The organism is Pararobbsia silviterrae (assembly GCF_003628125.1).
GTDB classification, from domain to species: domain Bacteria; phylum Pseudomonadota; class Gammaproteobacteria; order Burkholderiales; family Burkholderiaceae; genus Pararobbsia; species Pararobbsia silviterrae.
The window spans coordinates 59321-76133 of sequence record NZ_RBZU01000010.1 but is presented as its reverse complement, the minus strand read 5'-3'; the positions used below and the strand labels follow the sequence as shown (position 1 = coordinate 76133).

General features: G+C 64.9%; 14 protein-coding genes and 1 pseudogene. 10 read left to right on the top strand and 5 right to left on the bottom strand.

All coding sequences use genetic code 11. From position 1 onward, the window contains the following. Window positions 1-57: 57 nt before the first annotated feature. Genes D7S86_RS20150 through D7S86_RS20135 form a run of 4 tightly spaced genes read left to right on the top strand, consistent with a single transcriptional unit; the run spans window position 58 to window position 4465 of the window. Window positions 58-837 (top strand): DUF3348 domain-containing protein, encoded by a 780-nt coding sequence (locus D7S86_RS20150; RefSeq protein ID WP_121088660.1) that lies wholly within the window; start codon window positions 58-60, stop codon window positions 835-837. Window positions 838-847: 10 nt separating this feature from the next. Further along, window positions 848-3175: a DUF802 domain-containing protein gene (locus D7S86_RS20145; protein ID WP_121088659.1), complete on the top strand. Its 2328-nt coding sequence runs from the start codon at window positions 848-850 to the stop codon at window positions 3173-3175. Next, the gene (locus tag D7S86_RS20140; RefSeq protein WP_121088658.1) at window positions 3172-3819 is read left to right on the top strand and encodes an OmpA family protein; all 648 of its coding nucleotides are present in this window, start codon (window positions 3172-3174) and stop codon (window positions 3817-3819) included. Before D7S86_RS20145 ends, D7S86_RS20140 begins: the two co-directional genes overlap by 4 nt. Next, entirely contained in the window at window positions 3812-4465 is a 654-nt protein-coding gene (locus tag D7S86_RS20135; protein WP_121088657.1) for a DUF2894 domain-containing protein, read from the top strand. The genes D7S86_RS20140 and D7S86_RS20135 overlap by 8 nt, the downstream gene beginning before the upstream one ends. Here the strand turns inward: D7S86_RS20135 and D7S86_RS20130 are convergent. Continuing rightward, complete coding sequence (locus D7S86_RS20130; protein WP_121088656.1) at window positions 4462-5847, bottom strand: sensor histidine kinase; 1386 nt, start codon at window positions 5845-5847, stop codon at window positions 4462-4464. The genes D7S86_RS20135 and D7S86_RS20130 overlap by 4 nt on opposite strands. After that, entirely contained in the window at window positions 5844-6506 is a 663-nt protein-coding gene (locus D7S86_RS20125; RefSeq protein WP_121088655.1) for a response regulator, read from the bottom strand. The genes D7S86_RS20130 and D7S86_RS20125 overlap by 4 nt, the downstream gene beginning before the upstream one ends. Window positions 6507-6673: 167 nt before the next feature. Between D7S86_RS20125 and D7S86_RS20120 the strand changes: the two genes are divergently transcribed. The 3 genes and pseudogenes from D7S86_RS20120 to D7S86_RS20105 all read left to right on the top strand — a co-directional run bounded on the left by D7S86_RS20120 (window position 6674) and on the right by D7S86_RS20105 (window position 8217). After that, complete coding sequence (locus D7S86_RS20120) at window positions 6674-6955, top strand: GCG_CRPN prefix-to-repeats domain-containing protein (protein ID WP_121088654.1); 282 nt, start codon at window positions 6674-6676, stop codon at window positions 6953-6955. Window positions 6956-7407: 452 nt separating this feature from the next. Further along, window positions 7408-7680 (top strand): annotated as a pseudogene (locus D7S86_RS30545) (hypothetical protein); the annotation flags it as partial. Window positions 7681-7962: 282 nt separating this feature from the next. Next, window positions 7963-8217: a hypothetical protein gene (locus tag D7S86_RS20105; protein ID WP_205962856.1), complete on the top strand. Its 255-nt coding sequence runs from the start codon at window positions 7963-7965 to the stop codon at window positions 8215-8217. Between the two features lie 69 nt (window positions 8218-8286). Here the strand turns inward: D7S86_RS20105 and D7S86_RS20100 are convergent, their stop codons facing one another. Next, entirely contained in the window at window positions 8287-9120 is an 834-nt protein-coding gene (locus D7S86_RS20100; RefSeq protein WP_121088653.1) for a MipA/OmpV family protein, read from the bottom strand. 398 nt (window positions 9121-9518) lie between these two features. Here D7S86_RS20100 and D7S86_RS20095 point away from each other — a divergent pair, with 398 nt between their 5' ends. Continuing rightward, entirely contained in the window at window positions 9519-10133 is a 615-nt protein-coding gene (locus D7S86_RS20095) for an HAD family hydrolase (RefSeq protein WP_121088652.1), read from the top strand. A 46-nt stretch (window positions 10134-10179) separates the two neighbouring features. On the opposite strand, the gene D7S86_RS20090 is transcribed toward D7S86_RS20095, so the two are convergent. Next, window positions 10180-11826 (bottom strand): cytochrome-c peroxidase, encoded by a 1647-nt coding sequence (locus tag D7S86_RS20090; protein ID WP_420813267.1) that lies wholly within the window; start codon window positions 11824-11826, stop codon window positions 10180-10182. A 126-nt stretch (window positions 11827-11952) separates the two neighbouring features. Between D7S86_RS20090 and D7S86_RS20085 the strand changes: the two genes are divergently transcribed. After that, window positions 11953-13032 carry a DMT family transporter gene (locus tag D7S86_RS20085; protein WP_121088650.1) on the top strand — a complete coding sequence of 360 codons (1080 nt, stop codon included), beginning with the start codon at window positions 11953-11955 and terminating at the stop codon, window positions 13030-13032. 98 nt (window positions 13033-13130) lie between these two features. Here D7S86_RS20085 and D7S86_RS20080 read toward each other — a convergent pair whose 3' ends face one another. Further along, entirely contained in the window at window positions 13131-14051 is a 921-nt protein-coding gene (locus tag D7S86_RS20080) for a CAAX protease (RefSeq protein ID WP_121088649.1), read from the bottom strand. 669 nt (window positions 14052-14720) lie between these two features. Between D7S86_RS20080 and D7S86_RS20075 the strand changes: the two genes are divergently transcribed. Then, window positions 14721-16811: a TonB-dependent siderophore receptor gene (locus D7S86_RS20075; RefSeq protein WP_240648309.1), complete on the top strand. Its 2091-nt coding sequence runs from the start codon at window positions 14721-14723 to the stop codon at window positions 16809-16811. Window positions 16812-16813 lie beyond the last annotated feature (2 nt).

Below are 16813 nucleotides of genomic sequence, written 5' to 3'. Positions count from 1 at the left end.
AGCCGGGACCGGCGCGCGCGCCGTGTACACTATCGGGTTTTCGCGTTTGAATTCCCCGTGCAAGCGTCATCGCGCACTGTTTTCAGCGGTCCCGCGCTCGTGCGCTTATTGGCGCGCATTGCGTCCGCCGAGGTTCACGAGTCCGGCCAGTCCGTGTTCGAACGGCTCAGCGAATGGCTGAGCTGGACGGATGCGATCGCCCTGTCGAACGCGCTCGACGGCGCGCCGCCCGCGGCTGCGAGCCGCGCGCGCGCAGCCGGACAGTCCGCCGCGCACGATGCGCAGGACGCGGCGTGCGCCGAGGTCCGCGCGTCGCTGGCGCGCGCGATCGCCGACGATCGCGTGTTCGACATGTTCGGACGCGGCGTCTCCACGCCCACGCCGGCTTTCGCACGTGCGGCGTCGCGCGCGCCGTCCGTTTCGACCGATGCGCCGATCGACTTCGGCGTGATCCGGCAACACTACGTCTCGATGCAGCAGCATATGGAGGCGAAGATCGCCGAGTTGCGCGATCGCCTGCGCCGACGTCTCGCGACGTGCTCGGAGTCGTCGGCACGGCTCGCGGCGCTCGATCTCACGATGGACCGCGCGTTCGGCGAGCGTGAACGCAGCCTGTTCGGCGCGGTGCCGACGGTGCTCGAGGGGCATTTCAAACGCTTGCAGCGTGCCGAGCACGACGCACTGTCCGATCCGCATGCCTTGAGCGACGCGGCGAAACCCACGCCCGGGGCGTGGCTCGACGTCTTCCGCCAGGACATGCAGAGCGCTTTGCTGGCCGAGCTCGCCATTCGTTTTCAACCGCTCGAAGGGTTGCTTGCCGCTCTTCGTACGCGTTAGCTGGGGCACCATGTCCAGATATCGAATTCATCTCGTCGTTTTTATCGCGGGACTTGCCGCGTTGTTGTGGGTCGCGGTCGGCTATGCGACGTCGAATCCGCTGGCCTCGGTCGTGACCGCGGTCATCGCCGCCTGCTATCTGGCCGGCGCTGTCGAACTCAAGCGTTACGACGACGCGACGCACGCGCTCGAGCGCGCGGTGGACGGCCTGTCCGATACGCCGCCCGACTTCGGTCAATGGCTCGCGCAACTGCCTGTGTCGTTGCGCGGCGCCGTGCGCTTGCGCGTCGAAGGCGAGCGCGCGGTGTTGCCCGGACCCGCGCTGACGCCTTATCTCGTCGGCTTGCTCGTCTTGCTCGGCATGCTCGGCACGCTGCTCGGCATGGTCGCGACCTTGCGCGGGACCGGCATCGCGCTCGATAGCGCGACCGATCTCCAGGCGATCCGCGCGTCGCTCGCCGCGCCCGTCAATGGGCTCGGCTTCGCGTTCGGCACATCGATCGCGGGCGTCGCCTCGTCGGCGATGCTCGGCCTGCTCTCGGCGCTGTGTCGCCGCGAGCGCACGGTGGCTGCGCAGCAGCTCGACGCGAAGATCGTGACGACACTGCGCGTCCACACGCTCGCGCACCGGCGCGAGCAATCGTTCGAACTCATGCGCCGTCAGGCCGAGTGGATGCCGGCCCTCGCGGACCGGCTGCAGTCGACGATCGAAGCGATCGAGCGGCGCGGCGCGGCGCTCGACGAGCGGCAACTCGCGAACCAGCACGCGCTGCATGAAAAGATCGAGACCGCGTACGTGCGGCTCGCTTCGTCGGTCGAACACGCGTTGAAGCAGAGTCTCGCGGAAAACGCGCGCGTCGTCGGCGCGGGTTTGCAGCCGGTGGTCGAAGCGACGATGGCCGGTCTCGCGCGCGAGACCGCCGCGATGCGCGAGACGGTCACGCGTGCCGTGCAAACGCAGCTCGACGGGTTCTCGACCGGATTCGACACGGCGACCTCGACGGTCGCACAGACCTGGCAATCGGCGCTTGCCGAGCATCAGGCGTCGAGCCAGGCGCTCGCGACGCAGATGCAGGCATCGCTCGACGGGCTCGGTCAACAGCTCGAAACGCGCACGGCAGGCTTGCTCGACGGCGTGTCGGCGCGGCTCGAAGCGACCGCGGACAGCCTGTCGCGCACGTGGGGCGAGACGCTGTCGCAACAGGCGCAGGCGAATGACGCGCTCGCGACGCGCAATGAACTCGCATTGGCGATGGCCGCGACGGCGTTCGAGCAACGCGCGCAAGCGCTCGAAGGCGGCGTGCGCGAGTCGCATGCAAAGTGGCATGCGGATCTCGCATCGAACGAGGCCCAGCGTCTGAGCGCGTGGCGCGAGACGCTTGATGCGAGCGTCGAGCGGTTGTCCGCCCAGTGGGACCAGCTCGGCGTGCGCGCCGAGACGCGTCAGCATGCGATCTGCGCCGCGCTCGAACAGACCGCGCAGGCGATCACGACGCAAACCCGGACGCATGCGCGCGAGACGATCGCCGAGATCGGACGCCTCGTGCAAACCGCATCGGAGGCGCCGCGCGCGGCCGCCGACATCATCGCGGAAATGCGCGAGAAGCTCTCCGAGAGCATGGTCCGCGATACGGCGATGCTCGACGAACGTGCGCGCCTGCTGCATACGGTCGAAACCTTGCTCGATGCCGTGAACGTCGCATCGACCGAGCAGCGCGCGGCCGTCGACACGCTCGTCTCGACGTCGGCCGATCTGCTCGATCGCGTCGGCAACGCATTCACCGAGAAGATCGACGGCGCGGGCGCGGCATTCGCGGACAAGGTCGATCGGGTCGGCGCGATGTTCTCGGACAAGGTCGATCACGTCGGTGTGACCTTCGCCGACAAGATCGATCACGTCGGCGCGGCGTTCGCGGACAAGGTCGACCATGTCGGCGCCGCATTCGCGGAGCACACCGAGCACGCGCGCACTGCGTTCTCCGAGACGGTCGATCACGTCGAGCACGCGCTGTCGGGCACGCTCGAAAGCGAATCGGCGAAGCTCGACCGGGCCGCCGCGGATGTCACGGGCAGCGCGGTCGAAGTCGCGAGCCTGGGCGACGCATTCGGTTCGGCGGTCCAGCAGTTCGGCGCGTCGAACGACAAGCTCGTCGCGCAGCTCGAACGCATCGAAGGCGCGCTTGAGAAATCCATCGCGCGCAGCGACGAACAGCTCGCGTATTACGTGGCGCAGGCGCGCGAGGTCATCGAGCTCTGCATGATGTCGCAGAAGCAGATCATCGAAGAGATGCAAGCGCTCGCGGGCGCGCGCGCACCGGCCGGAGCGCCGGCGGCATGAGCGAGGAGATCGACGGCGGCATCGAGCCGACGACGCCCGTCTGGGCCGCGTTCGGCGATCTGATGTCGATTCTGCTCGGCGCGTTCGTGTTGATACTCGTGAGCGTCGTCGGCGTGCAGCTTCAGCTTTCGACGAAGCTCGAACAGGAAGTGCGGCAACGGCAGATCGAGACGCAACGCCGCGAGTCGCTCGAACGCGCGCTCGCGGGTCCGCTCGCCTCGGGCCGCGTGACGCTCGTCAACGGGCGCATCGGGATCAGCGGCAATGTGCTGTTTGCGTTGAACTCCGATCAATTGCAGCCCGAGGGCGTCGCGTTGCTCAAGACGCTCGCGAAGCCGCTGGCCGACTATCTGAACGCGCGCGACGAGATTCTCATGGTCAGCGGCTTCGCCGACGATCAGCAGGTGCGTTCGAACAACCGCCGTTTTGCCGATAACTGGGAGTTATCGGCGCAGCGGGCGCTGACGGTCACGCGCGCGTTGATTGACGACGGTGTGCCCGCGCCGTCGGTCTTCGCGGCGGCCTTCGGATCCGAACAGCCTGTGAGTTCGAACGACGACGCCGAGGGACGCGCGAAGAACCGGCGCGTCGAGATCGCGCCGGTGCCGCGCCCTTCGGCCTCGAACGGGGCACAGCATGGATAGCGGCGCGATCGTCGCGCAGGCCGAGGCGACACTCGCCGCGTGGCGTGAAAGCGGCGCGGATCGTATCGATCCCGTGCGGTTTCATGCGATCGAAGCGCTTGCGCGTCGTACGGCGCGCTATGCGGGCGCTGCGCGCGCGGCGCTCGATGCACGCTTGGCCGTGCGCATCGACGCGTATGCGCTCGACATCGAGCAGACCGATCCGTCCGACGCAAGCGGAGAACCCGCGCGCGCACGACGGGCGGTACCGAAAGGCGAGCTTCACCGGCTTGGCGAATATCTCGTCGCGCGCGCGAACGAGATGGGCCGACGCGTGACGCTCGGCGATGCGGGCATGGCCGCGGCAGCCGATGATGCATTCGATGCGCTCGAATACTTCCGGGAGATCTGGTCGCGGCTCAACACCGAAAGCCAACTGCGTCAGTTGCCGGCGTACGTACCCGAGAACGCGGGGCCGTTGAATACGGACAAGCTTGTGTATCGATCGTTGTTACTGATGCGCGAAGTCTCGCCCGAGTACGTCCAGCGGTTTCTCGGTTACGTCGACGCGCTGTCGTGGATGGAGCAACTTCGAAACGAAGGCGTGCTCGCGAAGAAAGAGCCCGCGCGCGCGGGCAAGAAAGGCACGAGCGCCAAAGGGCGCTAGGGGATGCCGAGCCCGGTCACGCGCGCCGTCAGTCCGCGTCGCCCGGCGTTGTTCGCGAGCGCGAGCACCGCGCGATGCCGGCTCGCGACCTGTCGCGCGATCGCGAGCCCCAGACCCGAGCCCTGTTCGGCCGTCTCCGATCCTCGATAAAAACGGTCGAAGACGCGTTCGAGTTCAAGCTCGGGGATGCCGGGGCCATTGTCGACGACTTCGATCCAGATCCCTGCTTCGTCGCGACCCAGGCGGATATCGATGCGGCCATGCGGCTGCGTGTAGCGGATCGCGTTGTCGACGAGATTGTCGAGCAGCAGGCGGAGCGCGTCTTCATTGCCGGCGACGGTCCAGGGGGTGCCGTCGGGCGCGACGGAGGGCGTATCGATGCCGATATCGATATGCCGCTCTTCCGCGACGATCGATGCGTCCGTGAGCACACGGACCGCGAGCGCATGGACATCGAACGGTTTCATCGGCGTGATTTCCGCAGCATCCTCGCGCGCGAGCGCGAGCAGTTGCGCGACGAGATGAATCGTGCGATTCAGGCGCGCTTCGAGCCGCCCGAGCGTGGCTGGGTCCCCGTGGACGCTGCCTTCGCGCACGCCGACCTGGAGCTGCAGCTTGAGCGCGGTCAGCGGCGAACGCAATTCGTGCGCCGCATCGGCGATGAAGGTGCGTTGCTGGGCGAGCGCGACATCGAGACGCATGAGCAGATCGTTGAGCGCATCGACGAGCGGGCGTAATTCGACAGGCACGGCCGAACGCAATTCGACGGGGTCGAGCGAATCGGCCGAGCGCGCCGCCAACTGCACGGACAGTGCCGCAGCGGGACGCAGCCCCCGCCCGACGACGACGAGCACGAGCACCATGGCGCCCGGCAGCAGAATCGCGAGCGGCCATAGTGTGCGCGCCGCGAGGCGCAAGGCGAGTTCGTCGCGGACCTCGACCGGCTGCGCGACCTGGACGAAACGGTCGGACTGCTCGACGGCGAACACGCGCCAGCGCTGGTCGCGGTAGTCGACCGTGCGCAGGCCGGCCGGTTGCTTCGGCAGCGGTGCGTCGGCGGGCTCGCGCAGGATAGGCGTGCCGTGCGTGTTCCAGGCCTGGACCGTGATCAGGTCGTCGCTGATTTCGCCGAAATTCTGGATCGGCGCGACGTCCGCGTTCGTGTTCGAGACGGCGTGCGGCAGTGAGAGCGCGACGGTGCGCAGTTCGTAGTCGAACAGTTCGCCGGCTTCCTTCTGGGTCGTACGGAAGATCGCAAGGCCGACGATGGCACTGAAAACGACGATGCCGAACAGCAGCCAGCTCACGAGCCAGCGTCGTATCGAGTACGTCCGTGCGCCGCGCGGGCGCTGCGCGGTCGATGTCGGTTGCAGGCCGGTCATGCGGCGCGCGCGAGTCGGTATCCGACGCCCCGGATCGTCACGATCTGGTCCGTGCCGAGCTTGCGGCGCAGGCTGTGCACATACACCTCGATCGCGTTGCTGCCGATTTCCTGACCCCATCCATAGAGTTTTTCTTCGAGTTCCGTCTTCGAGAAGACACGCGCGGGCTCTTCGATCAGCGCCTGAAGCAGCGCGAATTCGCGCGGCACGAGCGCGAGCGGCGCGCCGTCGAGCGTGACTTCGTGCGCGGCGGGGTCCAGACGCAGACGTCCGTGCGCATAGACGGGCTTGGTCTGGCCGGTGCGGCGGCGCAGCAGCGCGCGTACGCGCGCCGCGAGTTCGTCGATATCGAACGGCTTGACGAGATAGTCGTCAGCGCCCGCATCGAGGCCGCGGATCCGGTCGGCGACGGCGTCGCGCGCGGTCACGATGAGCACGGGCGCGAGACCGCCGCGTTGCCGGTATTGTTCGAGCACTGTCACACCGTCCTTGTTCGGCAGGCCCAGATCGAGCAGCACGAGATCGTAGACGCCGTTCGCGAGCGAGAGCTCCGCGGCACGGCCCGTATTGGCCCAATCGACCGTGTAGCCCGCATGGCGCAAGGCCTGCTGGGTATTTTCGGCAATCATCGCGTCATCTTCGACGAGCAAGAGTCGCATGCGAATCTCCGTTTGCCTCGATTGTCGCGGTGCGGAACTTAAGTATCTCTTAAGCGGGAGCCCGATACGCGCGTTGCTCACTCTGCGCTCATTTTCGAGGCCGAAGATAGGTCCTGAAGCACGACACGTGCTCGATGAAGACAACACGACCAAAAGGACAGGACATCATGATCTCGCTTCGTTCGGCTTTGAAATGCGCAGTGCTCGCGTGCGCCGCGCTCGCTATCGGTTCCGCTTATGCGGCTCAGGGCTGCGGCCCATACGGCTGGCGCGGTCCGTGGGGACATTGCCGCTATTCGGCGCCCGTTTACGTCGCGCCGCAGCCGGTCATCTATTCGACGCCGGCCGTCGCGCCGATGACTTGCCCGCCCGGATATTGGCCGGGTCCGTGGGGACACTGCCGCGATACGCCCTATCACGGCCGGCTTCCGAACGGACAATGGCAGTAATCGCGCGCGATGGCGGGCTCTGATGCGCCGCCTCTGATGCGCCGTCGTGATTCACCGTAATGTGCGCATCGGGGGGCTCGTCCGACATATGGAACTGCGCTTGGTACACTGACCCGGCACGCATATCCGGAGAGAACGGCATGAGTCGAGCGACGTCGGTAGTGGCGATCCTCATCGCAAGCGCGATCGCGGGGTCCGTGGTGCAGGAGTCATACGCGCAAAGCGGGCCGCCCGGGCAGTCGACCCCGCCGCCGAACGGTGGCGGGGGGGGACGGCCGCCGGGCGGAGGGGCGGGCGGTCCGGGTAGGCCGGGCGGCCCAGGCGGCCCAGGCGGACCGGGCGGACCGGGCGGTGGGGCCAAGCCCGGTGCGCCGGGCGGCGGTACCGGCGGCGGGCCTGGTGCGGGTCCGTCGCGGCCACCGGGCGGTCCAGGAGGTCCCGGCGGCCCTGGCGCGCGGCCCGGCGGCCCCGGCGGACGTCCGCCCGGCGGTCCTGGCGGCCGGCCGAATCGCGCGCCGCCACCGATGCGGCATGAACATCGTCCGCCGCCGCCGCGGCCGAACGGCTATGTCTGGCAAAGCGGCTACTGGCGCTGGCAGAACGGTGCGTATATCTGGGCGCCGGGCCTGTGGATCGTCGCGCGTCCGGGCCGGCACTGGGTGCCCGGACGCTGGTCGCAATCGGGCGGCGTCTGGATCTTTGTCGACGGGTATTGGGCGCCTTAGTCCCTGCCGGGAGGCCGGCACGAGCGCGACGCGCGCGTCGGCCTTGCGTTCACGACGCGTCGAGAGGCGCTGTTGATCGGCGGTTACCCACCCCTATGTGATTCGGGTGGGTAACCCGACGAACCGTCGTGACGCCATCGTTGAGATCAAGCGCGCCTTGGACGCTCGACGCCTCGTGCGCGGAGACGCGTGCGTGCTAAGCGTCTTCGCTCGACGGCACTTGCGTTCGATGTCGAAAGGTGGGAACAGTAAGGTCTGTCGATCGATGGAGCGCAAGCCATCATGGACCCCCACCTGACGCACGACGAGCCGGCGAGCGACGCCCCGCATCCGCGCAAGCGGCTCACTTTGGTGCGCCGTTTTCATATCGGCCTCGCCGTCATCGGAACGCTGTCGGCGGCCGCCGGCATTGCGATCGCGATCGACGGCGGTTTCGAGTTCAATCGCACGAAGGTCCTCACGGGCATCGGCGTCATCTTCGTGTCGACGGCGTTCTATATCGCGATGCTTTTCGTGCGAGACGAAGACGAGACTTGACGCACGACGCACGACGCATCCGACCTTATGCATGCGCATGCAACATCACGCGTGCCCAGGGCGGGCCGGCTAGAACGAGTAATTGATCGAGAGATCCGTCACGCCATTGGTCTTGGATTTCGTGATCGGACTGTCCGCAGCGCTGCCGAGCATGCGTTTGAGTGCGCCGTCGGCGGTCACGAACCAGTGTTTCGTGACAAACCAGATGAACGTCACGCCGAAGCCGGCGGATTCGAAGCCCGCGTGCGCGTCATATCGCGGGTATTGCGACGCCGCGGCCTGCGCGGCATTCACGCCGAACCAGCTCTGCATGTAATTCGAATCGGCGACGCTGAACGACGGTCCGGCGAACCAGAAAAAATGCTCCGAGCTCGCGGGCATCGGCATATAGATGCCGACGTCGGCGATATCGCCGTTCGAACCGCCGAAACTGCGCGTGACCGCCGTGCGAATCACGAGCGGAAAATCCTTCGACACGACGTATTCGGCCGCGACCTTCAATTCAGGCGCCGGATTGATGTTGCCGAGTCCGGCCAGATCGGCGGGATCGTCCTTGACGCGGCGGCCGAGGTCATAGACCGCCGCGACGCTCACGCGCCAGTTCTGACCCTGAAACACGTTGACGCCGAATCCTTCGCCCGTCGAAAAGAACGCGAGGTCCTTGTAGCGGATGTCGAGGCTCGGACCCATGAGCGTGTGATAGACATCACCGCCCGTATAACGCGGTTCGAATGTCGCACCGATGCCCACGCGCACTTGCCAGTCCGCTTCGCTGCCCTGATAGAGCTTTTCAAGCGGGATGCCGGCCGAATATTGCCACTCGCCGAGCGGCGACGGCGTTTGCGCCGAGGCGTGGCGCGACGACACGCCGGCCAGCATGGCCACGAGCAGGATCAGCAGCATTCGGCCAAGGCGCGGTGTCGCCCGGCAACAACTACGAGACGGCGATACAGACACGGATCTTCCCCCGCTTCGATCACGACGCACTGCGTAGTACGCAAGCGAATCGATTGTCCTTGATTGACGCCAACCGCGCTGACCGCACATCCGTCTCCGGGTCCGGACGTGCGCTCGGCACAAGACGGCGTCACGTCTTATGCAATTTGCGAATCGATCGGATCTTCAGCAAACACCGTACCCGCATGGCGACGTTTGTCGAACGGATTGTGCTGTGCGAAGGTGGATGCCGCAGGGCGGTTTGCGATGTGAGCGAGGCCGCTTCTGTATCGGAACGGGTTCGATACGTCGCGTATCGCCGGTGCTTGCGCGTGGTGCGCGATGTCTGATGCGAGGAGATCCTCATGACCGGCGCGATCAAGCGGGTGTTGTTCGACATGGAGGGCGTGCTGTCCGACTACGATCGCGCGGTGCGCGTCGATCGGATGGCGGCGCTCAGCGGCCAGCCCGCGGACGCCGTGCGCGAAGCGATCTGGGGTTCCGGCCTCGAAGCGCGCGCCGATGCGGGCGAGATCGGCGACGAGGCCTATCTCGAAGCGCTCGGGCGCGCATTGCACCACGCGCTCACGCGCGATGACTGGCTCGATGCGCGACGCGCATCGATCGCGCCGAAGTCCGATGTGATCGCGCTTGCCGCGAAACTCGCGCGGCGCCATCCGATCGCGATCCTCACGAACAACAGCCATCTCGTGACCGACCATATCGACTATCTGAACCCGGAGGTCGGACGCGTGTTCGGCGCGCACATCTATTCGACGGCTGCGTTCGGCGCGACGAAGCCGGCCGCGCAAGCCTATCTTCGATGTCTCGATGCATGGCGCGCGAGGCCCGCGGAGACTTTGTTCATCGATGACTCGCAGGCCAATGTGACGGGCGCGCTCGAAGCGGGCCTGCATGCGTACCGCTTCGTCGGCGTGCAGGCGTTGGCGGCCGAACTCGAAGCACGGGGTCTGCTGTAGCGGGTCGGCGTGGCGGACGCAGCGGCGCTTATCGAGCGCCGTGTGCCTAGTTCGCGCTGACCTTGTAGCCGTCGCTGAGCGTTTTCATGAACGCGATGATGTCGTCGATGTCCTGGTCGCTCATCGCGTTCGGATCGCCGAATTTGCGATCGAACGGCGCGTCGGCCACGTCGATGTTCGCGCGATACCGTGCGGGCAGATCGTCGTATGGCTGGAGCTTGCCGTTCGCGTCGCGCGGGTAGATCGCATCGGGGTGCGTGTTGCGCAGGTTATAGAAGTCCATGACCTGCTTGAGCGTGTGATAGACGCCGTTATGGAAGTAGACGCCGCGCTCGGCGCTATTGCGCAGCGTCGGGGTCAGGAACATGCCGCAGAACTGCGTCTGCGTGGCGATATCGGAACGAAACGGTCCGCACACGCCCATATCGAAGAACGCCGGATCCTTGTTTTGCGCGAGGGTGCGATTGCGCGGCACGCCGAGCGCTTCGTATTGCGTGTCGGTGAACACGGGCGGGAGTCCGTCGGGCGAGACCCGGCTCAGGTGACAGCCCGCGCAGTTCGCCTTGTCCGGATCGTTGAACAGACGCATGCCGTGAATTTCGGCCTGTGTCATGCGTGCGCGGCCTTCGAGCCAGTAGTCGTATTTGCTCGTGAATGCGTGGAACGACGGGTCTTCGATCTGATAGCGGCTCACGGCCGACATCGCCTCGTCGATCAGCAGATTGGGTGTGTCGAAGATCTGCTTGCCGAACAGCATTTCAAACATGTCGCGGTATTTCGCGTGCGCAAGCTTGTCGACGACGTCGGCGGTGTCCTTGTTCGCCATTTCGACGGGATTGAGCATCGGTCCCGATGCCTGTTTTTGGAGCGTATCGGCGCGACCGTCCCAGAACAGGCCGCCTTGCGGCACGATGGCAGGCGCGGCCGGGGCGGCGCCCGCGGTCTTCTGCGCGCGCGGCACGCCTTGCGCGGCGGCGGCCTCGGCGTTCAGATTGACGGCTGCGTCGGCGTCGTTGGCATCGGGTCCGATGCTGAACGGCGCTTGACGATAGAGATAGGCGAGCGACGGCGGCGGACGATAGCCGTCCTGATCCATGTGCGGACCGCCGAGCTGAACCGACAATCCGTTCGGTGGGCCGTACGAATGATTCGGGCTATGACAGCTCGCGCACGATTGTTTGCCCGACGCCGAGAGCGAGGCGTCGAAGAAGATCTGCTTGCCGAGCAGCGCGAGCGCGCTCAAGGGGGCGACGGGCGGTCGTTCGAGATGCACGGGGGCGGGATTGGCGCCCGTGATGTCCTCGACGAGGAGTCCGATCGTCGCGGGCATGCGCTCGGGAAACGTCAGCGCATAGGCGGAGAACGCCAGCATGCCGAGCAGTATCACGATGGCGAGCGCCACCAGCGCGCGGCGTATCGCATGACGTCGTTGCTTCGGGTCGAGTCCATCGTCGGCGGGGATGCGCGGGGGCAGCGCGGCGTTCGGAGAAAGGCTCATAGTCGCAGACGGAATCCCTGGATGATGGAAACGTCGAGCCGGGGGCGGGCTCGTGCGAATGACAACGCTTGGACGACGCGTAACGCTCGAATATTCCAACAGCCCGAGATGACGGTTCCGAGTCAGGTTATTACGGAATGCTTTCGATATTGCGCGTGCGCAGAGTCCGATGCGCATCGATTGGGTGCGTGGCATGCGTCGCGCGATCGACGCGCTATGGACGCGCCATCGGCACGAGATCAGCACGTTATCGGCGCGATGCGAAAACTGCCTACACTACGGCACTCGAACGTGCCCTCTTATCCTGCAAGGTCGTGATTGATGTCTCTACTTCGCACCCATGCCGTCGTAGCGCTGCTGGCCGCCGTGTTGTTCGGCGCGACGACGCCGTTGGCCAAGGCGCTGCTCGGCACGTTGTCGCCGTTTGTCGTTGCGGGGTTGTTCTATCTCGGCAGCGGCGCGGGTCTCGCGATCACAATCTGCGTCAAACGATGCTTGCGTCGCGATGCGGTCGAGCGTGAAGCCGATGTGATCGAGGCGCGTGAGTGGCCATGGCTGCTTGGCGCGATTGCGGCGGGCGGCGTCGCGGGACCGGCTTTGCTGATGATCGGCCTGCAGGGCACGCCGGCCGTGACGACTTCGCTATTGCTCAATCTCGAAGGCGTATTGACCGCGGTCATCGCGTGGATCGTATTTCGCGAGAATGTCGATCGGCAGATCGCGCTCGGGATGTTTGCGATCGTCGCGGGCGGCGTGCTGCTCGCGTGGCAACCGGGAACGTTGCGCGTGCCGGTGGGCGCGCTATGGATCGCCGCGGCATGTTTGTGTTGGGCGATCGACAACAATCTGACGCGCAAGGTGTCCGATCACGATGCGATGAAGATCGCGTGTCTCAAGGGGCTTGTGGCGGGCACGGCCAATCTCGCGATCGCGCGCGTGGCGGACGTACATGGCGCGGACGCGTTGACGCTGCGCGACGGGGCGCTGATCGGGGCCGCGATGCTGACGGGATTCGCGGGTTACGGCGTGAGTCTCGTGTTGTTCGTCGTGGCGCTGCGTCATTTGGGCACGGCGCGTACGGGCGCGTATTTCTCGGTCGCGCCGTTGTTCGGCGTCGTGTTGTCGCTGATCCTCTGGCCTGTCGTGCCGCCGCTTGCGTTTTGGATCGCTGGCGGGTTGATGATGATCGGTGTGTGGCTGCATCTGCGCGAACGCCACGAACATGCGCATACGCACGAGGCGCTCGCGCATTCGCATCGGCACCGGCACGATGCGCATCACGACCACGAACATGACTTCGAATGGGACGGTGTCGAGCCGCATGTGCATCCGCATCGGCACGCACCCATCACGCACAGTCACGCGCATTACCCCGATATCCATCATCGGCATCGGCATTGAAGGGAGACCAAACAACGAAGGCCACGGGTGCTCGGCGAGACCACGTAGCTCGTGTGTGTCGATCGGGAGCCGCGTGTCGATGGCAATGCAGGATTTGCTCAAGCCGGTAGGATCAAAAGACGATCGTTTGGAAGCAGAGGCAGGCGGGCAGCGAAAGCACAGTTCTTGATAGCGCAGTCCCGCGCGAGATCGGCGAGCGTGTCGAGAGAGTCGATTTCATGCATGCGGGCCAGATGTTGGTAGCGTCGGATTTCGTCGGATGTACAGGTTCGGTGGGCGTTCCTCAGTAGGCCGTTGATCCGCAGCAAGCGGATATTTTCTGGGTGAATCAAAGCAAGTAACGTTTCGATCTTGTCGATCTTTTCGTGCAGATGGCGCAGCGCCTCGATCTCGCTTGTCACGCCGTACCGTTTCCAGGCAGGTTCATGGTGAAACACGCGGTTGCGGAAAGCGCGAAGCGTCACGACGAGATCGCGGACGTGAGTCAGGACGAGGCTCGTTCGACGGGCTGGCCAAGTTCCGCGAAACGCCGTCGACAGATATCTGGGCCAGATCAGGCCGCGGCCCATGAACTCGGCATCCAGCAAATACTCCCATGTCGAGAACTCTGTTTTCGCGAGCACGCCGGCATGGCTCGGCGTGACGTGACCACGCACGCGATGTCGGGAGCGTATGTCGGCGATGTATTTGCGTGTTGCCTTGACGAAATTGTCTTGGACGGCTTGCACGGGGTGGGGTGGTGCCGCGGTTTGCGCGTGCGAATGGTGATGTAGTCGCGCTCCGGACCACCAAAAGTGCCCGAGTTCCGGGGTCAATGCCTGATCGATTGCGTTGCGCAGCGTGATTTCCACCATGGCGATCAGTGGATATAGCGCGCCACAGACGTGCGTGTTCCAAAGGTATACGCCCATCAACTCCACGTCATTGGCGGGTTGAAAGACGTTCTGGTAGCTGTTGATCCGTTCGTTGCTGATCAGCGTGTCGATCAATACGGGCCGGTATTGCAAGGTGTGAGGCATGGCAGTCAATCGCCTATTGGCCGAGATTGACGCCGCTCGCTTCGAGCGTCTAGAATCGCGGCAAGGTTGGTGGTGGCTTCCAATGGGCGCAAGCCTACGACCCATCATGTAAGACCTGATTTCACCCCGGCCTCGAGCCGGGGATTTCATTTCCAGGGCGCATTGTCAGCCCTCGCCTCAACGGTGTCGCCTCGGCCAAATGGCTCGCTTCGCGCGGCTCCTGCCCTCACGCATGGCGTGAATCCGGTCATGCTCTCGCTTCAATCGCGCGCATCGCGAGGTCGCCGGTTCGACGTACCTGAATGGATCGCCTCAGCGCATATGTCGAGCGCGGCGCCACGCTTTCCGCCCTGTGCGGCGTCAAGCATTTGCCATTGCGAGGGCTGTGAATGCGGCTCGGATGCCGCTCCACGCTTCGTCGTCTGCTTCCCGCCGAGTCCGTGACCACAACCCTGTACGCGTATGCAACGCCTGTTGCGCTTTCACACGGGCGATTTTGACAATTCTTACAACTAAATCGATAATGAGATCGATTCTTATTTATACTTTTCGAACGCTCTGATCGCAGGGCTTCGACACCCGCTCCCAGATAGGATTTTTTGAATGACGCGCGAGACTCGCGATGCTGTTACGCATCGATATGCAATTAACGCAGTTACATTTGCGTGCATGCTGCTTTTCGCGCAAAGCGGCAGCGCATGGGCTCAGGAAAGTCCAGCCGTCTCCGAAGGCACGCTGCCCGCGGTCGAGGTCGTCGGCACGTCGGCTTCCGAATCGCCGCGGCATCTGGCCACCGACGTGAGCAACGGCGCGCTCGGCACGCGCTCGCAACTCGATACGCCCTATTCGACGACCGTCGTCTCGCATCAGGATCTTCAGGACACCCAGCCCGCCAAGCTCGCCGACGTGTTCTTCAACGACGCATCGGTGTCGGACAACAGCAAACCGTATAGCGCATGGGCCGGCTACATTTCGATTCGCGGACTCCCGATCGATTGGCAGAACGGCTATAAGATCGACGGCATGCCGTTCAATACCTATGGCGTGACGCTGCCGTACGAGCAGCTCGAACAGGTCGAACTGCTCAAGGGCTTGCCGGGCTTCATGTACGGTTTCGCCGCGCCGGGCGGCGTCGTCAACTACGTGACGAAGAAGCCGCCGGTCGACGACACGCCGATTCGCAGCGTCGACGTTGGCTATCGAAGCGACGGGATCTGGTCCGAACACCTCGACCTCGGCGGCCGCGCGGGTCCCAACGATATGTTCGGCTATCGCGTCAATGCGACGCATGAAGAAGGACAGACCGCCAATGACGGCAACGTCCGGCGCGACGCGTTCTCGCTCTCGACCGACGCGCGGATCACGCGCGATCTCACCGCGACCTTCGGCGCAATGTATCAGGACGCCCACGCTTCGGGCATCACGAGTTCGATCTACACAGGCGGCCTCACGGGTTCGTCGCTGCCCGCGGTGCTGTCCGGCGGCAGCCCGAATCTGTCCGTCCCCGACCAGCATATCGACACGAATCTCCAGGTCTATTCGGCCGGGTTGCGCTACAACCTCAACAACGACTGGACGCTGAGCACGCAATACAGCTTCAGCCGGCTCTGGCGCTACCGCAACGAAAGTACCTACAACCTGACGGACACGGCCGGCGACTATACGGATGCGCGTTTCGCGGGCAAGGAAGGGAACCGGATGAACGCCTGGCAAGCGACGGCCGAAGGGAACGTCAAGACCGGACCGTTCAGCCACCAGATCATCTTCGGCTTCGCGATTCAGGAGCAGGTCAACGAGTACGAAGCGAACAGCTTCTACGACACGATCGGCACCGGCAATCTCTATCTGCCGAACACGAACCACTACAACTCGTATGGACAGGACTGGGGCACGTATCGCGCGGGCGACATCACGCAGAAGGCGCTGTTCGCGAGCGATACGATCGCGCTGACGAGCCGCTGGTCGGTCCTCGGCGGCCTGCGGTATACGAACTATGAGCAGCACGGCTACGCGCTCAACGGATCGACGATCTCGACGTACACCGAAAACGGCATCGTCACGCCGACGGTCGCGCTCATGTACAAGCTCACGCCGCGTACGACGCTCTATGCGAGCTACGTCGAGTCGCTCGAGGCGGGCACGCTTGTCGGTAACACGTACGCGAACGCGGGCGCGATGCTCGACCCGCTGCGCAGCAAGCAGTACGAGCTCGGCGTCAAATCGGACAACACGGCCTGGAGCGCGAGCGCCGCGCTGTTCCGCATCGAACGCGGCGCGCAATACGCGAACGCGCAGAACGTCTACGTGACCGACGGCGAATCGATCTATGAAGGTCTCGAAGCGGGCGGCGACCTGCGCTTCGGAGGCGGCTGGAGCGTCGGCGGCGACATCATGTGGATCGCGACGCAATACGAACGGGGGTCGTCGAACAACGGCAATCGTGTCGTCGGCGCACCGGGCTTTATCGCGACCGCGCGCGTCGGCTATGCGGTGCCCTTCGTGCCGGGTCTGCGTCTGCGGGCCGATGCGAAATTCACGGGCGATACGTCGTTGCGTCCGGCGGGCGATCTGATGACGGCCGGCTATACGCTGTTCGACGTCGGCGCGACGTATGAGACGAAAGTCGCTGGGCATGGCCTGACGTTGACCGCCGCGATCGACAACCTGACGAACCGGCAATACTGGATGTATCAGTATCAAAACTACATCGCCCCCGGCGATCCGCGCACGCTCTCGCTCAACGCGAAGCTCGACTTCTGACG

Bases quoted from the DNA above. Each gene is read 5' to 3' on its own strand.
- D7S86_RS20145 (WP_121088659.1), top strand. From the start codon at position 848: ATGTCCAGATATCGAATTCATCTCGTCGTTTTTATCGCGGGACTTGCC.
- D7S86_RS20140 (WP_121088658.1), top strand. From the start codon at position 3,172: ATGAGCGAGGAGATCGACGGCGGCATCGAGCCGACGACGCCCGTCTGG.
- D7S86_RS20135 (WP_121088657.1), top strand. From the start codon at position 3,812: ATGGATAGCGGCGCGATCGTCGCGCAGGCCGAGGCGACACTCGCCGCG.
- D7S86_RS20130 (WP_121088656.1), bottom strand. From the start codon at position 5,847: ATGACCGGCCTGCAACCGACATCGACCGCGCAGCGCCCGCGCGGCGCA.
- D7S86_RS20125 (WP_121088655.1), bottom strand. From the start codon at position 6,506: ATGCGACTCTTGCTCGTCGAAGATGACGCGATGATTGCCGAAAATACC.
- D7S86_RS20120 (WP_121088654.1), top strand. From the start codon at position 6,674: ATGATCTCGCTTCGTTCGGCTTTGAAATGCGCAGTGCTCGCGTGCGCC.
- D7S86_RS20105 (WP_205962856.1), top strand. From the start codon at position 7,963: ATGGACCCCCACCTGACGCACGACGAGCCGGCGAGCGACGCCCCGCAT.
- D7S86_RS20100 (WP_121088653.1), bottom strand. From the start codon at position 9,120: ATGCTGCTGATCCTGCTCGTGGCCATGCTGGCCGGCGTGTCGTCGCGC.
- D7S86_RS20095 (WP_121088652.1), top strand. From the start codon at position 9,519: ATGACCGGCGCGATCAAGCGGGTGTTGTTCGACATGGAGGGCGTGCTG.
- D7S86_RS20090 (WP_420813267.1), bottom strand. From the start codon at position 11,826: ATGCCACGCACCCAATCGATGCGCATCGGACTCTGCGCACGCGCAATA.
- D7S86_RS20085 (WP_121088650.1), top strand. From the start codon at position 11,953: ATGTCTCTACTTCGCACCCATGCCGTCGTAGCGCTGCTGGCCGCCGTG.
- D7S86_RS20080 (WP_121088649.1), bottom strand. From the start codon at position 14,051: ATGCCTCACACCTTGCAATACCGGCCCGTATTGATCGACACGCTGATC.
- D7S86_RS20075 (WP_240648309.1), top strand. From the start codon at position 14,721: ATGCTGCTTTTCGCGCAAAGCGGCAGCGCATGGGCTCAGGAAAGTCCA.